General features: G+C 71.0%; 16 protein-coding genes. 4 read left to right on the forward strand and 12 right to left on the reverse strand.

Annotated elements, in window-relative coordinates:
• Window positions 1-3: 3 nt before the first annotated feature.
• Window positions 4-744 carry an SDR family oxidoreductase gene (locus tag NG1_RS13685; RefSeq protein ID WP_062970755.1) on the reverse strand — a complete coding sequence of 247 codons (741 nt, stop codon included), beginning with the start codon at window positions 742-744 and terminating at the stop codon, window positions 4-6.
• Between the two features lie 111 nt (window positions 745-855).
• On the opposite strand from NG1_RS13685, the gene NG1_RS13690 reads away from it, so the two are divergent.
• Complete coding sequence (locus tag NG1_RS13690) at window positions 856-1,764, forward strand: LysR family transcriptional regulator (RefSeq protein ID WP_062970757.1); 909 nt, start codon at window positions 856-858, stop codon at window positions 1,762-1,764.
• Window positions 1,765-1,787: 23 nt separating this feature from the next.
• Here the strand turns inward: NG1_RS13690 and NG1_RS13695 are convergent, their stop codons facing one another.
• Complete coding sequence (locus tag NG1_RS13695; protein WP_062970759.1) at window positions 1,788-2,279, reverse strand: pyridoxamine 5'-phosphate oxidase family protein; 492 nt, start codon at window positions 2,277-2,279, stop codon at window positions 1,788-1,790.
• Window positions 2,280-2,342: 63 nt separating this feature from the next.
• Here NG1_RS13695 and NG1_RS13700 point away from each other — a divergent pair, with 63 nt between their 5' ends.
• Window positions 2,343-3,353 (forward strand): helix-turn-helix transcriptional regulator, encoded by a 1,011-nt coding sequence (locus NG1_RS13700; RefSeq protein ID WP_062970761.1) that lies wholly within the window; start codon window positions 2,343-2,345, stop codon window positions 3,351-3,353.
• A 55-nt stretch (window positions 3,354-3,408) separates the two neighbouring features.
• Here NG1_RS13700 and NG1_RS13705 read toward each other — a convergent pair whose 3' ends face one another.
• A complete protein-coding gene (locus NG1_RS13705) occupies window positions 3,409-4,620 on the reverse strand; it encodes an epoxide hydrolase family protein (protein WP_062970955.1) in 1,212 nt (403 codons plus the stop codon).
• A 62-nt stretch (window positions 4,621-4,682) separates the two neighbouring features.
• Between NG1_RS13705 and NG1_RS13710 the strand changes: the two genes are divergently transcribed.
• On the forward strand, window positions 4,683-5,660 hold the full coding sequence (locus NG1_RS13710; RefSeq protein ID WP_062970763.1) for a helix-turn-helix transcriptional regulator: 978 nt from the start codon (window positions 4,683-4,685) through the stop codon (window positions 5,658-5,660).
• Here NG1_RS13710 and NG1_RS13715 read toward each other — a convergent pair.
• The 5 genes from NG1_RS13715 to NG1_RS13735 all read right to left on the reverse strand — a co-directional run bounded on the left by NG1_RS13715 (window position 5,657) and on the right by NG1_RS13735 (window position 12,350).
• Window positions 5,657-6,757 (reverse strand): FAD-dependent monooxygenase, encoded by a 1,101-nt coding sequence (locus NG1_RS13715; RefSeq protein WP_062970765.1) that lies wholly within the window; start codon window positions 6,755-6,757, stop codon window positions 5,657-5,659. The genes NG1_RS13710 and NG1_RS13715 overlap by 4 nt on opposite strands.
• Window positions 6,758-7,031: 274 nt before the next feature.
• Entirely contained in the window at window positions 7,032-8,327 is a 1,296-nt protein-coding gene (locus NG1_RS13720) for a type III PLP-dependent enzyme domain-containing protein (protein ID WP_439956427.1), read from the reverse strand.
• A 39-nt stretch (window positions 8,328-8,366) separates the two neighbouring features.
• Window positions 8,367-11,138 (reverse strand): phosphoenolpyruvate carboxylase, encoded by a 2,772-nt coding sequence (gene ppc / locus NG1_RS13725; RefSeq protein ID WP_373686140.1) that lies wholly within the window; start codon window positions 11,136-11,138, stop codon window positions 8,367-8,369.
• A 66-nt stretch (window positions 11,139-11,204) separates the two neighbouring features.
• Entirely contained in the window at window positions 11,205-11,624 is a 420-nt protein-coding gene (locus NG1_RS13730; RefSeq protein WP_062970770.1) for a VOC family protein, read from the reverse strand.
• 126 nt (window positions 11,625-11,750) lie between these two features.
• Window positions 11,751-12,350, reverse strand: coding sequence for a GTP-binding protein (locus NG1_RS13735; RefSeq protein WP_245659893.1), 600 nt, complete (start codon window positions 12,348-12,350; stop codon window positions 11,751-11,753).
• 282 nt (window positions 12,351-12,632) lie between these two features.
• Between NG1_RS13735 and NG1_RS35585 the strand changes: the two genes are divergently transcribed.
• Complete coding sequence (locus NG1_RS35585; RefSeq protein WP_168434215.1) at window positions 12,633-13,133, forward strand: DUF3558 domain-containing protein; 501 nt, start codon at window positions 12,633-12,635, stop codon at window positions 13,131-13,133.
• A 7-nt stretch (window positions 13,134-13,140) separates the two neighbouring features.
• Here the strand turns inward: NG1_RS35585 and NG1_RS13745 are convergent, their stop codons facing one another.
• Genes NG1_RS13745 through pheT form a run of 4 tightly spaced genes read right to left on the reverse strand, consistent with a single transcriptional unit; the run spans window position 13,141 to window position 18,037 of the window.
• Window positions 13,141-14,160 (reverse strand): hypothetical protein, encoded by a 1,020-nt coding sequence (locus tag NG1_RS13745; RefSeq protein WP_062970776.1) that lies wholly within the window; start codon window positions 14,158-14,160, stop codon window positions 13,141-13,143.
• Between the two features lie 39 nt (window positions 14,161-14,199).
• Entirely contained in the window at window positions 14,200-14,718 is a 519-nt protein-coding gene (locus tag NG1_RS13750) for a hypothetical protein (protein WP_063910341.1), read from the reverse strand.
• Window positions 14,719-14,757: 39 nt separating this feature from the next.
• On the reverse strand, window positions 14,758-15,525 hold the full coding sequence (locus tag NG1_RS13755) for an alpha/beta hydrolase (RefSeq protein WP_062970961.1): 768 nt from the start codon (window positions 15,523-15,525) through the stop codon (window positions 14,758-14,760).
• A gap of 4 nt (window positions 15,526-15,529) precedes the next feature.
• Window positions 15,530-18,037 carry a phenylalanine--tRNA ligase subunit beta gene (gene pheT, locus NG1_RS13760; RefSeq protein ID WP_062970778.1) on the reverse strand — a complete coding sequence of 836 codons (2,508 nt, stop codon included), beginning with the start codon at window positions 18,035-18,037 and terminating at the stop codon, window positions 15,530-15,532.
• Window positions 18,038-18,043 lie beyond the last annotated feature (6 nt).

The raw sequence follows: 18,043 nt of genomic DNA on the forward strand, positions 1-18,043 counted from the left end.
CGCTCAGGCCAGTCGGCCGCCGCCATCGACGTGCAGGGTCGTTCCGGTCAAGAAGGGATTGGTCAGCGCCAGCAGCGCCGCGGCGGAGATATCGGCGGGGCTGCCGACCCGGCGCGCCGGATTGACGGCCGCGACCTCATCGAAGAAATGCTCTTTCCGCTCGCCCATGCCGTCCCAGACGCCCGAGTCGACAATGCCCGGCGACAGCGCGTTCACCCGGACCGGCGCCAGCTCGACCGCCAGCGCCTCGGCGAGGAAACTCACCGCGCCATTGGTCGTCGCCATCACCGTCCGTCCCGGCGCGGGCCGCCACGCGGCTACTCCGGAGAACAGCAGCAGCGCTCCGCCCGGCCTGATCCGGGCGCCGAAGTGCTTGCCGAGCAGGATCGGGCCGATCACCTTGGCGTCGAAGGCCCGCACGATCGCCGCCCGAGCCAGCTCGGCTACGGGCCCGTTCGCGTGGGACGCGGCCACTGACACCAGATAGTCCAGCTCACCGACTTCCTCGGCCGCCCGGACGACGGAGTCCTCGGCACCGAGGTCGATCCGGATCGCTTCGACCGCCGCACGGCGACCGCGGGCCGCGCCCATCACTTGCTCCCGTGCCGCGGCCACGGCGTGCTCGTCGCGGCCCGCGAGCACCACGGTCGCGCCCGCGGCGACCGCGTCTCGGGCGATCTGTCGAGCGATGCCCGATCCACCGCCGACTATGACGAGCTTCTTGCCGTCCAACGTGCCTGTCATGAGTGTTCCTCTCGGTAGGTGTGCAGTCCCCCACCGAGAGGAACGACCTGGGCGATCACCGCCATCCCGTCGCGGGATCGATAGTTTCGTGCTTTGCCATAGAATTATCGAATGCCTACGTTGCGCGCGCTGGAGTGCCTGATCGCCGTGCTGGACTCCGGGTCGGTGACCGAAGCCGCCGCGCGACTACATCTGTCGCAACCCGGGCTGTCGCACCAGATCGCCTCGCTGGAGCGCGAACTCGGCACGCCGCTGCTCGAGCGGCTCCCGCGTGGGGTACGGGCGACGGCCGCGGGCCGTGCGATCGCCGCGGACGCACGCGCCGCGGTGGCTGCCGCCGAACGGGTGGTCGCGGGCGGGCGCGCCGTCGCCTCGGGCGCGACCGGGGAATTGCGCATCGCGTGCGCGGACAGCATGTCCGCGAGCCTGCTCGCCCCCGTGCTGCGCGTCTGGCATCGCCGTCGTCCAGAGGTACGCCTCACCTTGTCCGAGGTGTCCAGCGCCGACGCCATGGCCGAGATGGTGGCCATCGGCACGGCCGATCTCGCCCTCGGGCCGAGGCCGTCGCGCTGGGCGGGCCACCTCGTCGTGATCGGAAACGAGGAGATCGTCGCGGCTTTGCCGGACGACGCCGGGAAGCCTCCGGCAGCGATGACACTGGCGGACATCGCCGAACGCCCGGTGGTGCACTACCACCCCGACAACGGCCTCAGCGCCTGGCTCGACGAAGTCGCCGCGAGCCGAGGAGTGGTGCTGACCGCGGCGACCAGGACCCGTCAAGCCACCACCGCCGCCCAGCTCGCCGCCGCCGGTCTCGGCACCGCCCTCGTGCCCACCAGCGCGCTGACCGCGACGTTCCCCGGCGCCGTCCGCAGCCTGCGGCCGCCACTGACACGCGAGGTCGTCTGCCTCACCTCCACCCCGGGCGATCCCCTCGTCCGCCGATTCCTCACCGACCTGCACCGCCGCGGCGTCCCGGTCCCGAGCCCGATCGCCGCCCAACTGACGGCGCGGGAGTGAGGTCGTCGCGCCGAGCCGCCGACTCAGTGCTTGCGCACCACACGCTCCCCTTCGCCGGGCTTCCAAATGGTGATGTCGAGGTGGTCGCCGTCGACCTCCACCGTCGACGCCCCGGTGAGATCGGCGACGTAGAAGTGGTCGAACTCCCGCCCCCGGATGTCGAAACCGGTCTCGTCGAACAGGTGCTGGGCGAAGCGGACGTGCACGTCGCGGTCGGGCAGGTCGACGACGGCGCCGAAGAGTTTGGCGTCACCGTCGGACACGTTCGCGTCCACGGTGGCGGTGTGCAGGCAGAAGCGTGGATCCCGAGCCAGATCGCGGAACTTGGTCGTGCCCGGCATGCCCGCGATCACCAGGAACTCCTCGAAGACGCGCGGTTCGACGGGGCTGATCCGCGGTGATCCGTCGGACCGGATCGTGCCGAGCATGCAGAGATTGCCCGCCGCGCGGTGCCTGCGCGTGAAGACCTCGGCGACGTGCGGTGCTTCTTCGGTGAATCGGCTCCAAGTGGTCATGACGAGGACGGTACGGCGAAACCCTGCCGTCTCGTGTCAAGGTTTGCGGCTAGTGTCGCCTGCATGCGGGCGAGTCGGCTGGTGCAACTGCTTCTGCTGTTGCAGACCCGAGGCCGGCTCACCGCGCCCGAACTGGCCAGGGAACTGGAAGTGTCGGTGCGCACCGTCTATCGCGATGTCGAGGCTCTTTCGGCGGCCGGTGTCCCGGTCTACAGCGAACCGGGCCGGGCAGGCGGCGTCCGGCTGGTGGACGGCTATCGCACCCGGCTCACGGGCCTGACCACCGACGAGGCCGACGCGGTGCTGCTGACCGGCTTGCCCGGCGCCGCCGCCGATCTCGGCCTCGGCACCGTGCTGGCCACCGCGCAGTTGAAAATGCTCGCCGCGCTGCCGCCGGAATTGCGGGGCCGGGCGACGCGCATCGCCGAGCGGGTGCATGTAGACGCGCCGGGCTGGTTCCACCGGCCGGACGAGACGCCGACGCTCGCGACGATCGCCGACGCGCTCTGGCACGATCGCAGGCTGCGCGTGCGCTACGCGCGCAAGGACCAGGTGGTCGAACGCCCGCTCGACCCACTCGGCCTGGTGCTCAAGGCAGGCACCTGGTACCTCGTCGCCCGCAGCGGGCACACGCCCCGCTCGTATCGGGTGGGCCGGATCCTCTCCGCCGAGACGACCGGCGAATCCTTCGCCCGCCCGGCCGGATTCGATCTGCGGGCGCACTGGACCGACGCCGCCGCCGATTTCGCGCGTTCGATGCTGCGTGTCCGGGCGCGCTGCCGGATCGCCGCCACCCACCTGCGGTTGCTGCGGCTGATGAACGATCCGGCGGCGGTCGCCGAAGCACTGGCCTCCTGCGGGCCGCCCGATGCCGAGGGGTGGGTGGAGGTGGTCGTGCCGTCGGAGTCCTACGAGGTGCTCGCGCACGGCCTGCTGCCGCTCGGCGAGTTCGTCGAAGTGCTGGACCCGCCGCAGCTGCGCGCACGGCTCGCGGCGACAGCCGCCGCCATGCACGCGCGCTACTCCGCGAACTCCGACCACCCGGGCTCGGCTGCCCGGCAATTCGGCGGGTAGGCCCGCGTTCCTACCGCGTCCTGTCCGATGACGCCGATGACGGCAGGGCCGCGTCTCAGCGCAGCGTGCGGAAGAACTCGCGCACGTCCGCGATCAACAGGTCCGGCGCCTCCATCGCCGCGAAATGCCCGCCACGATCGAACTCCGTCCACCGGACGATGTCGTGCGCCTGTTCGGCGAGCTTGCGAACGGACATGTCGCCGGGAAAGATCGCCGCCGCGGTCGGCACATCGGACTTCACCACCGGCGCGCCCCAGGCCGCGGATTCGCTGTAGAGCCGCAGCGAGGAGGCGAAGGTTGCGGTGAACCAGTACAGGCTGACGTTGGTCAGCAGCGCGTCCCGGCCCACCGCGTCGTCCGGCAGTTCGATCGCCGGGTTCGTGTACTGCCGGAACAGATCGGCGATCCAGGACAGCAGCCCGGCGGGCGAGTCCTGCACGCCGATCGCCAGCGTGTGCGGGCGGTTGGCCTGCACAGTGGCGTAGTCGTAGCGGGCGTAGCTCTCCGGGCCGGTCAGCGTCGCCAGCCTCGCCTGGTCCTCCGGGCTGTACTCCGCCTCCGATGCGGCCGGGGACCACTCGGCCGAAGCGGACGCCGCCGTCCCCCACGATTCGCCGTCGCCGCTGTCCCAGGAGGGAATAGTGATCGGGCCGTTCACATGTAGGCCCACGACGTGTTCGGAAGCGATATGGCCCAGCTGTGCGGCGATGAAGTATCCGGCGTCGCCGCCCTGCACGCCGTAGCGGTCGTAGCCCAGACGCGCCATGAGTGCCGCGATCACCTCCGCGAACCGCTCGGTCGAGCCCGCACCCGGATCCGGGGACACCTCCGAGAACGCGAACCCCGGCAGCGAGGGAACGACCAGGTGGAACGCGTCGGCGGGGTCGCCGCCGTGGGCGCGGGGATCGCTCAGCGGCCCGAACACGTCCAGGAACTCGACGAACGACGCGGGCCAGCCGTGACCGAGCACCAGCGGCAGCGCATCCGGCTCCGGCGAGCGCACGTGCAGGAAGTGCACCCGCTGCCCGTCGATGGCGGTGACGAACTGCGGCAGCTCGTTCAGCCTCGCCTCGACGGCGCGCCAGTCGAATTCGGTCCGCCAGTACTCGGCCAGCGGCCGCAGGTAGGACACCCGCATGCCCTTGCCCCATCCCGTGCCGGGCAGGTCGCTCGGCCACGCCGTCTCGGCGAGACGCCGGTGCAGGTGGTCGATTTTCTCCTGGGGGATGTCGATGCGGAAAGGGCGAATGTCCGGTTCGGTTGTCATGTCGGCCACGGTAGGAAGCGCTTAGGACGGGGTCGTTCCTATCTTTCCGGCATCCTGGCGTGATGCTGGAAACGTCGGCTCGCCTGCTCGCCCTGCTGACTCTGTTGCAGACCCGTCCCGACTGGACCGGCGCCGAGCTGGCCGCACGGCTCGGCGTCACCGGTCGAACCGTTCGCCGCGACATCGATCGGCTGCGCGAACTCGGCTATCCGGTGCATGCCACCCGGGGCGCCGCGGTATACCGGCTCGGCGCGGGCGCCGCATTGCCGCCGCTGCTGCTGGACGACGACGAAGCGGTCGCGGTGGCGGTCGGGCTGCGCAGCGCCGCCGGTGGCAGCGTGACCGGCCTCGAGGAGGCGTCGCTGCGCGCACTGAGCAAGCTGGAGCAGGTACTGCCGCCCCGGTTGCGCCACCGGGTCCGCACGCTGCGCGGCGCCACCCTGCGCGTCGCGGCGCCGGTGCCCGAGGTCCATCCGGACACGCTCATGGCCATCGCCGAGGCGTGTCAGCGCCACGAACGGCTGCGGTTCGACTATCGCGCGCACAACGGAGCACTGGGCCTGCGCACCGTCGAGCCGCACACCCTCGTGCACTTCAGCAGGCACTGGTACCTGGTCGCCTGGGACGTGGAACGCACCGACTGGCGCACTTTCCGGGCGGACCGGATCACCCCGCGGATTCCGACCGGCCCACGCTACGCACCACGCGAGCCGCCGGAAGGCGATGTCGCGGCGTATCTTTCGATGCGGCTGTCGACCCGTGCCTGGCCGTATCAGGCGACGGTGCTCCTGCACCGCTCGGCCGATGACGCCGCCGACCGCGTGTGGCCGGGCACCGGCGTCCTGGAAGCCGTCGACGAGCACAGCTGCCGCCTGCGCGTCGGCAGCGAGTCGCCGGAGCAGCTGGTGTGGATGATCACCTCGGTCGATCTCGACTTCACCCTGCTCGACGGCCCACCGGAACTCGTCGAGGCGCTGCGCGCCCAGGCCGCCCGCTGCGTGCGCGCCGTGCGCGACTACCGCGGCGAGCGCACCGGCTAGCCGCGCCAATCCAGAACGGCGGCGAGCGATCCGAGTTGCACCGAGTCGGGGACCGCCCGCACCACGGCGTCGCGGATCGCGACGACGGGCGCCGAGGACAGTTGCGCCACCGCGCCGATCCGGCGCGAGCGTGCGGCGATCATCCGGGTGCGCGGCCTGCGTTCCCGGTCGTAATCGGCGAGGTCACCGCCGCTGTCGGCCACCCTGGCCAGCACCACGGCGTCCTCCAGCGCCTGGCAGGCGCCTTGCCCGAGGGTGGGCATCATGGCGTGCGCCGCGTCTCCCACGAGCGCGATCCGGCCTGCCACGAAGCTCTTCGGCGTCGGCAGGTCGTAGAGGTCGTGCTTCAGCACCTCCGCGTCCCCGGCCGCGGCCAGCAGGGCGGGGATCGGGTCGTGCCATCCGCCGAACCGGGCGCGCAACTCGTCCACCCCGCCGCCCGCCTTCCCGGCGGGCATGTTCGCGGTGGCGAAGCAGTAGACGCGGCCGTCCGCGAGCGGAACGTACCCGAAACGCTCACCGCGCCCCCAGCTTTCGCCCATCTCCTGGACCGGCTCACGCGGTGTGACGACCACCCGCCACGCGGTGTAGCCGCCGTAGCGGGGGCGGATCTCACCGCAGACGGTGCGACGCACGACGCTGCGAATGCCGTCCGCGCCGACGACGATGTCCGCGCTGGAGGTTCCGGCCGAGTGCACCACCGTGCCGTCGGCTCGGGCCTCGGCCACGGTGACGCCGGTGCGCAGCGCCGCCGCCGGTATCGCGGAGCGCAGGATGTGCACCAGGTCGGCGCGGTGCAGCATGACCGGGCTGCCGTACCGAGCCCGGATCGCCTCGGCGTCCATCCTGGTCAGCCACCGTCCGGCGCGATCACGGATGCCCGCCGCCCCCTGCTCGACCGCCCGTGCCCGCACCTCGTCACCCAAGCCGAGGGCGTCGAGGGCGCGAATCGCGTTGGGCCACAGCGACAGCCCGGCGCCGACTTCGGTGATCTCGGCGGCCCGCTCGAGCACTTCGATGCGGTGACCTCGCCGTAAGAAGGCCACCGCGGTCGCCAGGCCACCGATGCCACCGCCCACGATGAGCGCCTCGGCCATCGCTTCCCCTTTCTCCGAACCGCTCGACGAGCAGCTACCGCAAACTTTACTACAGATGTAGTGTCAAGTAGCGGGAGCGTAACCGGTATCACTGCCGCTGCCCTGGCGAGACGAATACGGGTGGCTCCGGTGCCGGACTTCGCGCCTTCCCGCCGAACCATTCGGAGCGTGCGCCGCTCGCACCGGGTGATCGAGGAACGCAGGGCCGAGCCGTCGCGCGAGCGACCGGCCTCGCTGGGGCCGAAGCTTTTCGTATACCGGGAAACCGGGTCTCCTAAAAGAACGTGTGCAGCAGATCGACCACCCGGGGCGTCTGGGCGTCGGCGTCGTCGATCACCGGGATCAGGCGCCATTTGTCGAAGGCGGTGCACGGGTGCGACAGCCCGAGCCGCACGACCGACCCGATGGGCAACTCCGCGGCGCCGACCGGAAGCCGGAGGAAGGCGTGCTGGTCGTTGAGCGCGGAGACCGTCGCGCCCGCGTCCAGCGCACCGCCCGCGGGCCCCGCGACGCGTTGCGGAATCGGCAGCCCCTCGTCGAAAGGCAGATCGCGTTTGCCCGCGTCCAGCAGGGCGAGCCCCGGCTCAGGGCGCGAGAGGGTGCGCGCCCAGCCGTGCATCGCCGAACGCAGCGGCCGCGCGCGTCCGGGAGCCGCCAGCGGCGACATGCTCGCGTAGAAGCCGTCGTCGTGGATGACGTACGCACCCGAGCGCAGGACGACCGTCGTCGCGACACCCTGCGCGCCCTGCTCGTCGGACAGCGGGGCGAGGTATTCGAGCGCCAGCTCCGGATAGGCGCTGCCACCGGCGGTGACGACGGCAGGACCGCGGTATCGCCCCGCCGCGAGGAGTTCCCGGTGCAGGCGGGCGAGTTCGCCGAGGTAGTCGCGCACCGCGCGAACGCCGCTCGCGGTGCGGTCGTGGGCGAGCGCGCCCTCGTAGCCACCGACGCCGGCGAGCGTCAGCCGGGACGCCGCGCCGATCGCCCGCGCCACGGCATGCGCCTGTTCCACCGTGCGCGCACCGGTTCGGCCGTGCGGGCCGCCGAGTTCCACCAGCACCCGGACCCGCGCCGACTCCGGGGCGGTGCGCAGGTGCGCGTCCATCAGCGCGACCGTCTCGACGCTGTCGGCCCAGCAGACGAACTCGAAGGACGGGTCGCGCGCCGATTCCGCCGCGACCCAGCGCAATCCGACCGGATCGACCAGCGCGTTGGCCAGCAGCACCCGGGCGACGCCGAACGATCGGGCCACCTGGGTCTGCCAGATGGTGGCCAGTGTGATGCCCCACGAGCCGGCGGCCAACTGGTCGGCCCACACCTGTGGCGCCATCGTGGTCTTGCCGTGCGGCGCCAACCGCACACCGGCCGCGCGCACCCAGTCGGCCATGACCGCGATGTTCGTCCGCAAGGCCGCGCGGTCGACGGTGAGCACCGGCGTCTCCAGCGAGTCGAGCGGCACAGCGCCGGTGCGGAATTCCCGCACGGTCAGCCCCCAGGACTCGGGTGGCATGCCCTTGTGCTCGGGACCGATCCGGCGGTCCGCGAGCGCCGCGACGGCGGCTTCATCGATCGACACGACATTCCTTCCCGGCCCTGGGCCCTCTGCGGCTCAGCCCGAGTTGCGCAGCGCGGTGGCCAGGCCGTTCATGGTCAGCAGGATGCCGCGTTTCACCAGTTCGGAATCGTCCCCGGCGCGCAGGCGGCGCAGCAGCTCCACCTGCATCTGGTTGAGCGGTTCCAGGTAGGGGAAGCGGTTGTGGATGGACTCGGCCAGCGACGGGTTGTCGGCCAGCAGGTGATCGTTGCCGGTGATCGCGGCGTGCATGCGGACGGTGCGGGCGTGCTCGTCGCGGATCATGCCGAAGATCTGCTCACGCAACGCCACGTCGTCCACGAGTTCGGCGTAGCGCGCGGCGATGTCGAGATCGCTCTTGGCCATCACCTGGGCCAGGTTGGACAGCACCGTGCGGAAGAACGGCCAGCGCCGGTACAGGTCCGCCAAGGTGGCCAGGCGTTGCGGGTCGCCGCCGATCCACTCCTCCAGGGCGGCGCCGGTGCCGTACCAGCCCGGCAGCATCACCCGCGCCTGACTCCAGGACATCACCCACGGGATGGCCCGCAGGTCCGCGACCGAATTCGTCGGCTTGCGCGAGGCGGGCCTGCTGCCGATGTTCAGGTCCCCGACCTCGGCGACCGGCGTGGACTGCCGGAAATATTCGACGAATCCGGGGGTTTCGTGCACCAGCCGCGCGTAGGCGGCGCGGGCGCGGGCCGCGAGGTCGTCCATGATCCCGTAGGACGGCTCGGCGTCGGCGCCGAGGCCCTCCACGTCCAGCAGGGTCGATTCCAGGGTGCCCGCGATCAGGGACTCCAGATTGCGGTGCGCGCTACCGGGTTCGGCGTATTTCGCGGCGATCACCTCGCCCTGCTCGGTGAGCCGCAGCGAGCCGCGCACCGCCCCGGCAGGCTGGGCGAGGATCGCGTCGTAGCTGCGGCCGCCGCCGCGGCCTACCGTGCCGCCGCGGCCGTGGAACAGCCGCAGCCGGATCCCGGTCTTGCGGGCGACCTCGATCAGATCCAGCTCGGCCCGGTACAGCGCCCAGTTCGCCGCGAGGTATCCGCCGTCCTTGTTGGAGTCGGAATAGCCGAGCATCACCTCTTGGCGCATGCCTTGCGCGGCGACCAGATCGCGATAGACCCCCACCTCCAGCGCCGCGGACAGTGTCGCCGCCCCCGCGCCCAGGTCCTCGATGGTCTCGAACAGCGGGACGATGCCCACCGGGCAGCTGGGCGGCCCGTCCGGCTCCCCCGGGTCGAGCAGCCCGCCTTCCTTGAGCAGCAGGGCGGCCTCGAGCAGGTCGCTGACCGAGGTGCACATGCTGATGATGTAGTTCGGCACCGCGGCCGCGCCGAGCGTGTCCACCACATCCCGCGCGGCGCGCACGATGCCGAGCTCCTTGGCGGCCGACTCGCTCAGCCGTGCGTGCGGGCCGAGCAGCGGGCGGCGGGTGCGCAGCTCGGCGGCCAGCAGTTCCACCCGGCGCTGCTCCGGCAGGCTCGCGTAGTCGGAGTGGACTCCCGCCCAGGACAGCAGTTCGGCGACGACCTGCTCGTGCACTTCGGAGTTCTGCCGCAGGTCCAGACTCTGTAGGTGGAAGCCGAAGGTCTCGATGGCGTGGCGCAACGCGGCGAGGCGATCGTCGGCGAGCAAGCCGTCGCCGCTGCCCCGCAGCGAGGCGTCTATCGCGTCCAGGTCGTCCAGCACCGCCTGCGGAGTCGGATAGGGCCGCGCACCGGCATCCAGACCGTTCGGCGGAACCTCGCCGAGCGCCTCACGCGCGGTGGCGGTAAGCCGGGCCCGGACATGGTGCAGCGCCCGGCGATACGGCTCGTCGGCATGCGCCGCCGGATCGGGGTATCCCGTCTCGGCCAGCGCGGCGACCTCGGGCGTCACGGTGACCAGCCGGGCCGACAGCGACAGCGTCTTCTCCAGTTCCACCAGCTCGCGCAGGTAGCGCTCGAACGCGACGCCCGCGGCGCGGAAAGCGGCCTGACGCACGACATCGGCGGTGACATACGGGTTCCCGTCGCGGTCCCCGCCGATCCACGAGCCGGGACGCAGCATCGGACGCGGCAGCAACTCGACGCCCGGCCAGCGCGAGCGAAGCGCGGCGCGCACTTCGGCGTTGATCGCCGGGATCACGTCGAACAGGGTGAGGTCGTAGTAGCGCAGACCCACCGAGATCTCGTCCTGGATGCGCAAGCGGGCCAGGCGGATCAGCGCGGTGCGCCACAGGCTCAGCACCTGGCGGCGGATCCGCACTTCGAGGTCGGCCCGCTCACGCTCGTTCTCGGCGTAGCGCAAGCGCAGGCGCATCAACTCGGTGATCCGGGCCTGCGCGTCGAACACGGTGCGGCGGCGCGTTTCGGTCGGGTGCGCGGTGATCACCGGCGACACCAGCGCGTCGGCCAGCAGCTCCGCGACCCGGGACCCGTCGAGCGCCGCCGCGTCCAGTTTGCGGTAGGTGGCCGCCAGCGACGAGTCCTGTGGCGGTTCGCCCGCCGCCTCGTGCGCGGCGCGGCGGCGGTCGCGCTGGATGTCCTCGGCCAGATTGGCCAGCAGCACGAAGTAGCTGAACGCGCGGATGAGCGGCAGGGCGACCGCGATGTCCACACCGTCGAGCATCTCCGCGACGGCGCTGCGCTCGACCTCCTCGCGTCGCACCCGGAACGCCTCGATGCGCACCCGCTCGATGAGGTCGAAGACCTCCGGACCCTCGTGGTCGCGAATGGTGTCGCCGAGTACGCCGCCGAGGAAACGGATGTCGTCGCGCAGCGGCCGGATGGCGTCCTGTTCGATCTCGCTCATCGATTCGCCCATGATCAGACAGTATTGCCCTCCGGGCCGCGCGGGTATGCGACGCGGCCCACACCGGCCGCCCGCGGCTCAGCCGAGGAGTTCGGAGAAGCGCAGGTAGTTGCCCCACGGGTCGCGGAAGCCGCAGTCGCGTACCCCGTACGGCTGCGAGATCGGCTCTTGCGTCACCTCGACGCCTGCGTCGCGCAGCCGGGCGAAGGTGGCGTCCACGGCATCGGTGGTGAAGATCAACGTGCCCTGCGCGCCGCCGGCCAGCCGGGCCCGCGCCGCCGCACCGGCCGCCTCGTCCGGCACCATCTCGGGGGTTTCCAGAATGAACTCGATGCCCGGTTGCTTCGCCGGGCCGACGGTCACCCAGCGCCCACCGGCGAACGGCATGTCGGCCCGTACCTCGAGGCCGATCACGTCGCGATAGAACTCCAGGGCCTTGTCCTGGTCACCGACCAGTACGGCGATATGGGTGAGAGCGAGGTCCGCGCCGTTGCTCATGATGGTGCTCCTTGTCTTCGTCAGGGCTGGGCAACAGTACAGACGACGAGCACGCGGAGAATTCATCGGCGGCGCGGTTCACATTCTCGGCGGGCCCCGCGCTCGGGGCCAGCACCCGCGCCGCGCTCAGCCCGCGGTACGGGCGGTGAGGTGATCCGTGCGGTGCGCCACGACCTGTTCGGCCAGGGTGACCAGCACCTTCTTGACCGAATCACGTTGCCTGGCATCGCAGTCGAGAACCGGGATCCAGTGTGCGAGCCCGAGCGCCGCGCGGACCGCGCGGACATCGCGGTGGTCACCGCCGTCGACGCGGTTGACCGCGACGACGAAGGGCGTACCGCGTTCGGCGCAATGGTCCAGCACGGGTTGACAATCCTCGACCCGGCCGGTGTCCACCACGATCACGGCGCCGAGCGCCCCGTCGACCAGTTCGTCCCACAGGAAGACGAGACCGTCCTCGGCAGGCGTGCCGAACAGATACAGCAGCAGTGAACTGTCCAGGGTGATGCGCCCGACGTCGAGGGCGACACCGGGCCGCGGGTCGTCTGCCCAGCTCTCCGGATCTTCCGCGCCGAGGGCGACCTCGGTCGCCGCCGCGGCTACCAGCGGCTCGATTTCGGAGACGGCCCCGATGAACGTCGTCTTCCCGACGTTGTGACCACCGCCGACCACGATTTTCACCGAAGACGGCATGGTCGGCGTTCGCGTGTCGGAATACCCGGACAAGCTCCCTGCTCCTCTCGATAGCAGTGGCGGTGCGCCGGTCGGCGGCACGCGCGGTCGCGGATCGGCGGCCGGGTCGCTGACGACGACTCGGCGCCCCGATCGAGGCTTCCGGCACGCTACCGATGTCCGGCGATGGAATGCGGCCGCCGGCACCGACGCACGAGCAACCAAGTACCCGTCCTCGGCCGCCGCGAAACCTCGCCGCGCGACTCTGATACAGTCCGGCGCGATATACCCGGAGGGCAAGAGGGCTGGATGGCGCACCGAATTACGTTGGTTCCCTTGGCAATAGCAGTAGTGCTCGGAGCGGTCGCCTGCGGCGACGAGTCCAGCGGGTCACCGGCGACGACCACCACGCAGGCCGCGAGCACGGCCACCCAGTTGTTCGATCCCTGCACCGGCATCCCCGACGCCGCGCTGACGAGCGCCGGGCTCGATCCCGCGAGCAAGCAGGTCGGTGTGGGCGGGGTCGAGCAGCCGGGCTGGAAGATCTGCGGATGGAAGGGCGCCGACTTCACCCTCGGCGTGTTCTCCAACGGCGCGTCCGTGGCCGAGTTCGAACGCAAGCCCGGCAATGTCGACTTCCGGGACGTCACCATCGCCGGACGGCCCGGCCGCCAGTTCCGCGTCGACGACGCCGCCAAGGACCAGATGTGCGACGTGCTCTTCCCGGCGCGGCAGGGGTTGCTGCAACTGACGCTGGTCAACCGGACCGCGGACCAGAACCCCTGCGATCGCCTGGCGACCGTCGGCGAATCGATCGTCCCGGCGCTGCCGAAATAGCGCAGCCTCACCCCGCGAGGATGCGAAGTACCTCGTCGGAGGCGTAGAAGGGCGCGAGGCGTTCACGGATCAATCCGGCCAGAACGCCTTCCCGCTTCGCGCTCTCGATGACCGCCGGTCCGTACCGCAGGATCTCCGCGGCGATGTCGTCACCGGTGAGACCGAGTTCGGGCAGCATGGCCGCCAGGGTGTAATCGCCGTACTTGGTGAAGAACACCTCCACGCACTCGTCCAGCAGCAGGCCGAAGTACTCCTTCTCGCGCGTGGTGACGGCGATTTCGTAGCACAGCAGCACCAGTTCGTTGAGGTCCTTGCGGCTGAGGTATTCGCGCAGACCGCTGACCGGTTCGTCGGCGTGCAGATCCCAGAACTCCATCGCGGCGGCGTGCACCGGCGCGTCGCGCAGCATCTCGCGGATGGCGTTGTTGGTGCGCTTGAGGGCGAACAGCGCGCCCTTGCCCGCCAGATCGCCGACGAATGTACCGTCGGCGGCCTTCTTGGCGCGATTGGCCGCCGACTGGCCCAGCGACATCAGCGAGGAGACGCCCGGGATCTTCTCGGCGCGCTCGCGGTTGGCCTGCATGAAGTCGTTGATCAGCTTGTCCACGAATTTCGACGCGACGGTGGCCACCAGCGGGCTCTCGGTGAGCCGGTCCAGGATGCGCTCCTGCGCCTGGTGCATGCCGAGGATCTTCTCCAGCAGCGCCTCGACCGGCTCGCGCTCGACCACCTCGCCGAGGGTGTAGTCGTTGTTGGTTGCGATGTGGTCGTAGATGGAGTCGGCGAACACACCGACCATGTCGGCGAACACCGGGCTGCCGCCGATCAGCTCGACGATGGTGCGGACGGTCTGCTTGGCCTGCTCGACCTCGACCACGTCCCGGAAGACGATCGTGTCGGCGACTCCGAGGACGGCCTCGGTGTCGCGCGCGATCACCTCCGCGAAGCGCTCGCCGGTGACCTCGCCGAGCAGGAATTCCACCTGGGCGTCCAGTAGCCGTTCGGCGATCTCACGCGGCTCGCTCATCGAATTCCACCCATCTTCATCCGGCGCGCCCGGCCCGGTTCACGTCTGGTGCGGCTCGGCGTCGTTGCCGTGCAACGATTCCCGGATCCGGTCCAGTCGCTCACGCGCGGCCTTCTCGCGTGCCTGCCATTGTTCGTCCGCGCTGCGGCCCGCTGGAGTCTGCCGGTCGAGTTCGCCCATCCCCTGCGCGGTGCCGAAGCGCTGCTCGACCTTATCGCGAACTGACTCGAAAGTAGGAACACCGGAGACCGAATATCCGCCGCTCGGGGCGGTGCCGGGCATACCCGGCGGCGGTACCGGTACCGCCGGTACCGCGGAACCACCGCCTACCTGGCCGGATACCTCCGACCCCTGCCCGGGGAGCGCGGGGCCGCCGACCGGGGTGGTAGGAGTCACATCCCCGGCGGTACCGGCATCCCCCGTCTCCACCAGCCCCAGCAACGCGGCGTGGACCGCCGCGAACCCGGGACGGCCCGCCGTGGCGACCAGCAGGACACCTGCCAGTTCCGCGTCGGACAGCCCGCCCAACCGGCTCGCGATATCGCTGTTGTCACTCATACCGCCAGGCTACGCAGCCACGACCGCGCCGCACGTGGTTCACGACCGGACGAGTGCGCCCGCCCAGTCGCGAACGAGGTCGTACCAGGCCGAGCCGCCGACGACGATCAGATCGTTGTGCCCGGCCCCGGGAAACACGACGAGCCGTTTCGGCTCCGGCGCCGCGGCGTAGAGCCGGTGCGCGTGCCGCAGCGGCAGCAACTCGTCCTGGTCGCCGTGCATGATCAGCACCGGAGCGCGCAACGTGCGGATGCGGCGTTCGTTCGGATAGGCGTTCGGCACCAAGGGCGCGGGCAGGAACGGATACACCGAACGAGCCGCGTCGCGCAGACCGCTGAAGGTGGACATCAGCATCACCCCCGCCGGCGGATGGTGTTGCGCCAGCTCGAGCACGACGCCGCCGCCGAGGGACTTACCCAGGTACAGCACACGATTCGGATCGACACCCGGTTGCGCGAGCAGCGCCCGGTGCGCGGCATGCGCATCCAGGTAGGTGCCGTGCTCGGTCGGTTTGCCGGTGCTGCGCCCGTACCCGCGGTAATCGAAGGCCAGCACGTCGAACCCGGCCTCGGTGAGCAACGCGTAGATCGGCACCCGGTCGCCGAGGTTGCCCGCGTTGCCGTGCGCGAAGAGGATGTGCCCGACCGAGTTCCGGGCGGGCATCCACCACGCGTGCACGATCTCCCCGTCCGAGGTGGGCAGCGACAGCTCGGCGTACTCCATGCCGAGCAGCGCCGGGGTCTGCAGCACCGTCCGCTCCGGCAGGTAGGTCAGCGCGTTGAGGATCGGACGGGCCGGGTGCCGCACCGCGTCAGCCTCGCAGCACCGCGCCCACGGCGTCGGCCGCCGCCGCGACAGCCGCGTCGCGCGCCGCACTGGCCTCGTCTTCGGTGAGGGTCCGGTCGGCGGCCCGGAAACGCAGCGCATAGGTGAGCGACTTGCGTCCCTCGCCCGCCTGAGCGCCTTCGTACACGTCGAACAGCGCGATGTCCTCCAGCAGCTCCCCGCCGCCGGTGCGCAGCGCGGCCTGTACGGTCGCCGCCGGAATCGTCTTCTCGACGCTCACCGAGACGTCCTGGAGCACCGCGGGGAACGGCGACACGGTGGGAACCGGCCGCGCTTCCCGCAGCGGCAACGCGTCGAGGTCGAGTTCGACGGCGCACGTGCGCGGCGGCAGACCCGAACGTTCCAGCACGGCGGGGTGCAGTTCACCCGCATAACCGACAACCGTTCCGTCGACGACCAGCTCGGCGCAGCGACCGGGATGCCAGGGCAGCTGGGCCGCCGCCCTGCGCTCGATGGTCACACCGGCCGCGTCGGCGACGGCGTCGGCCAGTGCGAACGCGTCGGCGGCCTCGACGGCACGACCCGGACCCCACGGCCCGCGCGGCTCGCGGCGGCCGGTCAGGACGGCGGCCACGTGCACCGGCTGCTCGGGCAGCGAGTCGAGCAGCTCGGCGATCTCGGCGTCGGTGGGGCGCCGGTCCACCGGCAGCGGGTCGACCGCCCTGATGTTCGCCCCGGGCCGCACGACCTGCGCGATGCCGTAGATCGCCAGATCACGCGCACCCCGCGAGATGTTGCGGACGGCCACTTCGAGCAGGCCGGGCAGCAGGGTGGTGGCCAGTTCGGCGCGCTCCACGTCGAGCGGATTGAGCACCCTGGTGGTGGCGCGGCGCGGGTCGTCGGCATCCAGGCCCCAGGTGTCGAACACCCCGGCGGGCAGGAACACAGGCGGCAGAACCTCCACGGCGCCGGCGAACGCCAGTGCGCGGCTGACGGCTCGGCGGCGGCGCTGGGTCGGCGTGAGTCCCCGCCCGGCCGGTGCGGCGGGCAGCACGGACGGGATCTGCTCGAGGCCTTCCAGCCGCAGCACCTCTTCCACCAGGTCGGCGGGCTGGGCCAGGTCGGGCCGCCAGCTGGGCGGGGTCACCACCAGCTGGCCGTGCCCGGCCTCGCTGACGGCGACCTCCACGGTGCAGCCGATCTGGGCCAAGCGGCGCGCGGAGGTTCCGGTGGGGTAGGTGACGCCCGCGACACGGTCGGCCAGGTCGATGTCCATCCGGATGGGCTCGGGCGCCGGGATCGGGGCCCGGAAATCCGTCAGCACGGGTTCGACGGTGCCACCGGCGATTTCGGCGAGCAGGGTGGCCGCGCGGTCCAGCGCGGCGACGTTGATCTCCGGATCGACGACCCGCTCGTACCGCTTGCCCGCCTCGGACACCAGTTTGTGCCTGCGCGCGGTCCGGTAGACCAGCAACGGGTTCCAGGTGGCCGCCTCGAGCAGGATGTCGGTGCTCTGCGCGCCGACCTCGGTGCTCGCGCCGCCCATCACGCCCGCCAGCGAGACGACACCCGAATCGTCGGCGATCACCACGTCCTCGGCGTCGAGCGTGCGCTCCACCTCGTCCAAGGTGCGCAGCGTCTCGCCCTGGTTCGCGGTGCGGACCACCAGGCCGCCCGACACCTTCGCGGCGTCGAAGGCATGCAGCGGCTGCCCCAGCTCGAGCATCACGTAATTGGTGACATCCACCGCGGGCGAGATCGGGCGCACGCCCGACAGCAGCAGCCTGCGCTGCAACCACCACGGGCTGACCGCCTTCGGGTCGATGCCGGTGACCCGGCGGGCCGCGAAGCGGGTGCACCGGGAGTCCGGCTCGACCCGGATCGACCAGGCTTCCTGCTCGTGGTCGGGCAGGGTACGCACCGCAGGGTCGGCGTATTCGAGATCGAAGCCGCAGGCCAGTTCGCGCGCCAGGCCGCGCACCGAGAAGCAGTAGCCGCGGTCGGGGGTGATGTTCAGTTCGATGACGGTGTCGTCCAGACCGAGCAGCGCGTTGGCGTCGGTGCCCGGCTCGGCGGTGCCCGGTTCCAGCACCAGGATGCCGGAATGGTCCTTGCCGATACCGAGTTCGGCGACCGAGCAGATCATTCCGTTGGAGACGTGGCCGTAGGTCTTGCGCGAGGTGATCTCGAACCCACCGGGCAGCACGCCACCGGGCAGCACCGCGACGACCAGGTCACCGACCTCGAAATTCCGCGCGCCGCAGATGATCTCCTGCAGTTCGGGCTTGCCGATGTCCACCTTGCAGAAGCGGATCGGCTTCTTGAACTCGGTCAGCTCGGTGATCTCGGCGACCCGGCCGACCACCAGCGGCGGCTCGCCGTCCTCCGGGCCCGCCACCCGATAGAGCTTGTCGACCTCTTCGACTTCCAGTCCGACCCGGACGAATCCCGCGTCGAGCTCCTCCGGCGTCACCGACCACTCCGGGTTGGTGCGCTGGATGATGTCGGTCAGCCAGGACTGCGCTACTCGCACTTGACG

The organism is Nocardia gamkensis NBRC 108242, assembly GCF_001612985.1.
Classification (GTDB): Bacteria; Actinomycetota; Actinomycetes; order Mycobacteriales; family Mycobacteriaceae; genus Nocardia; species Nocardia gamkensis.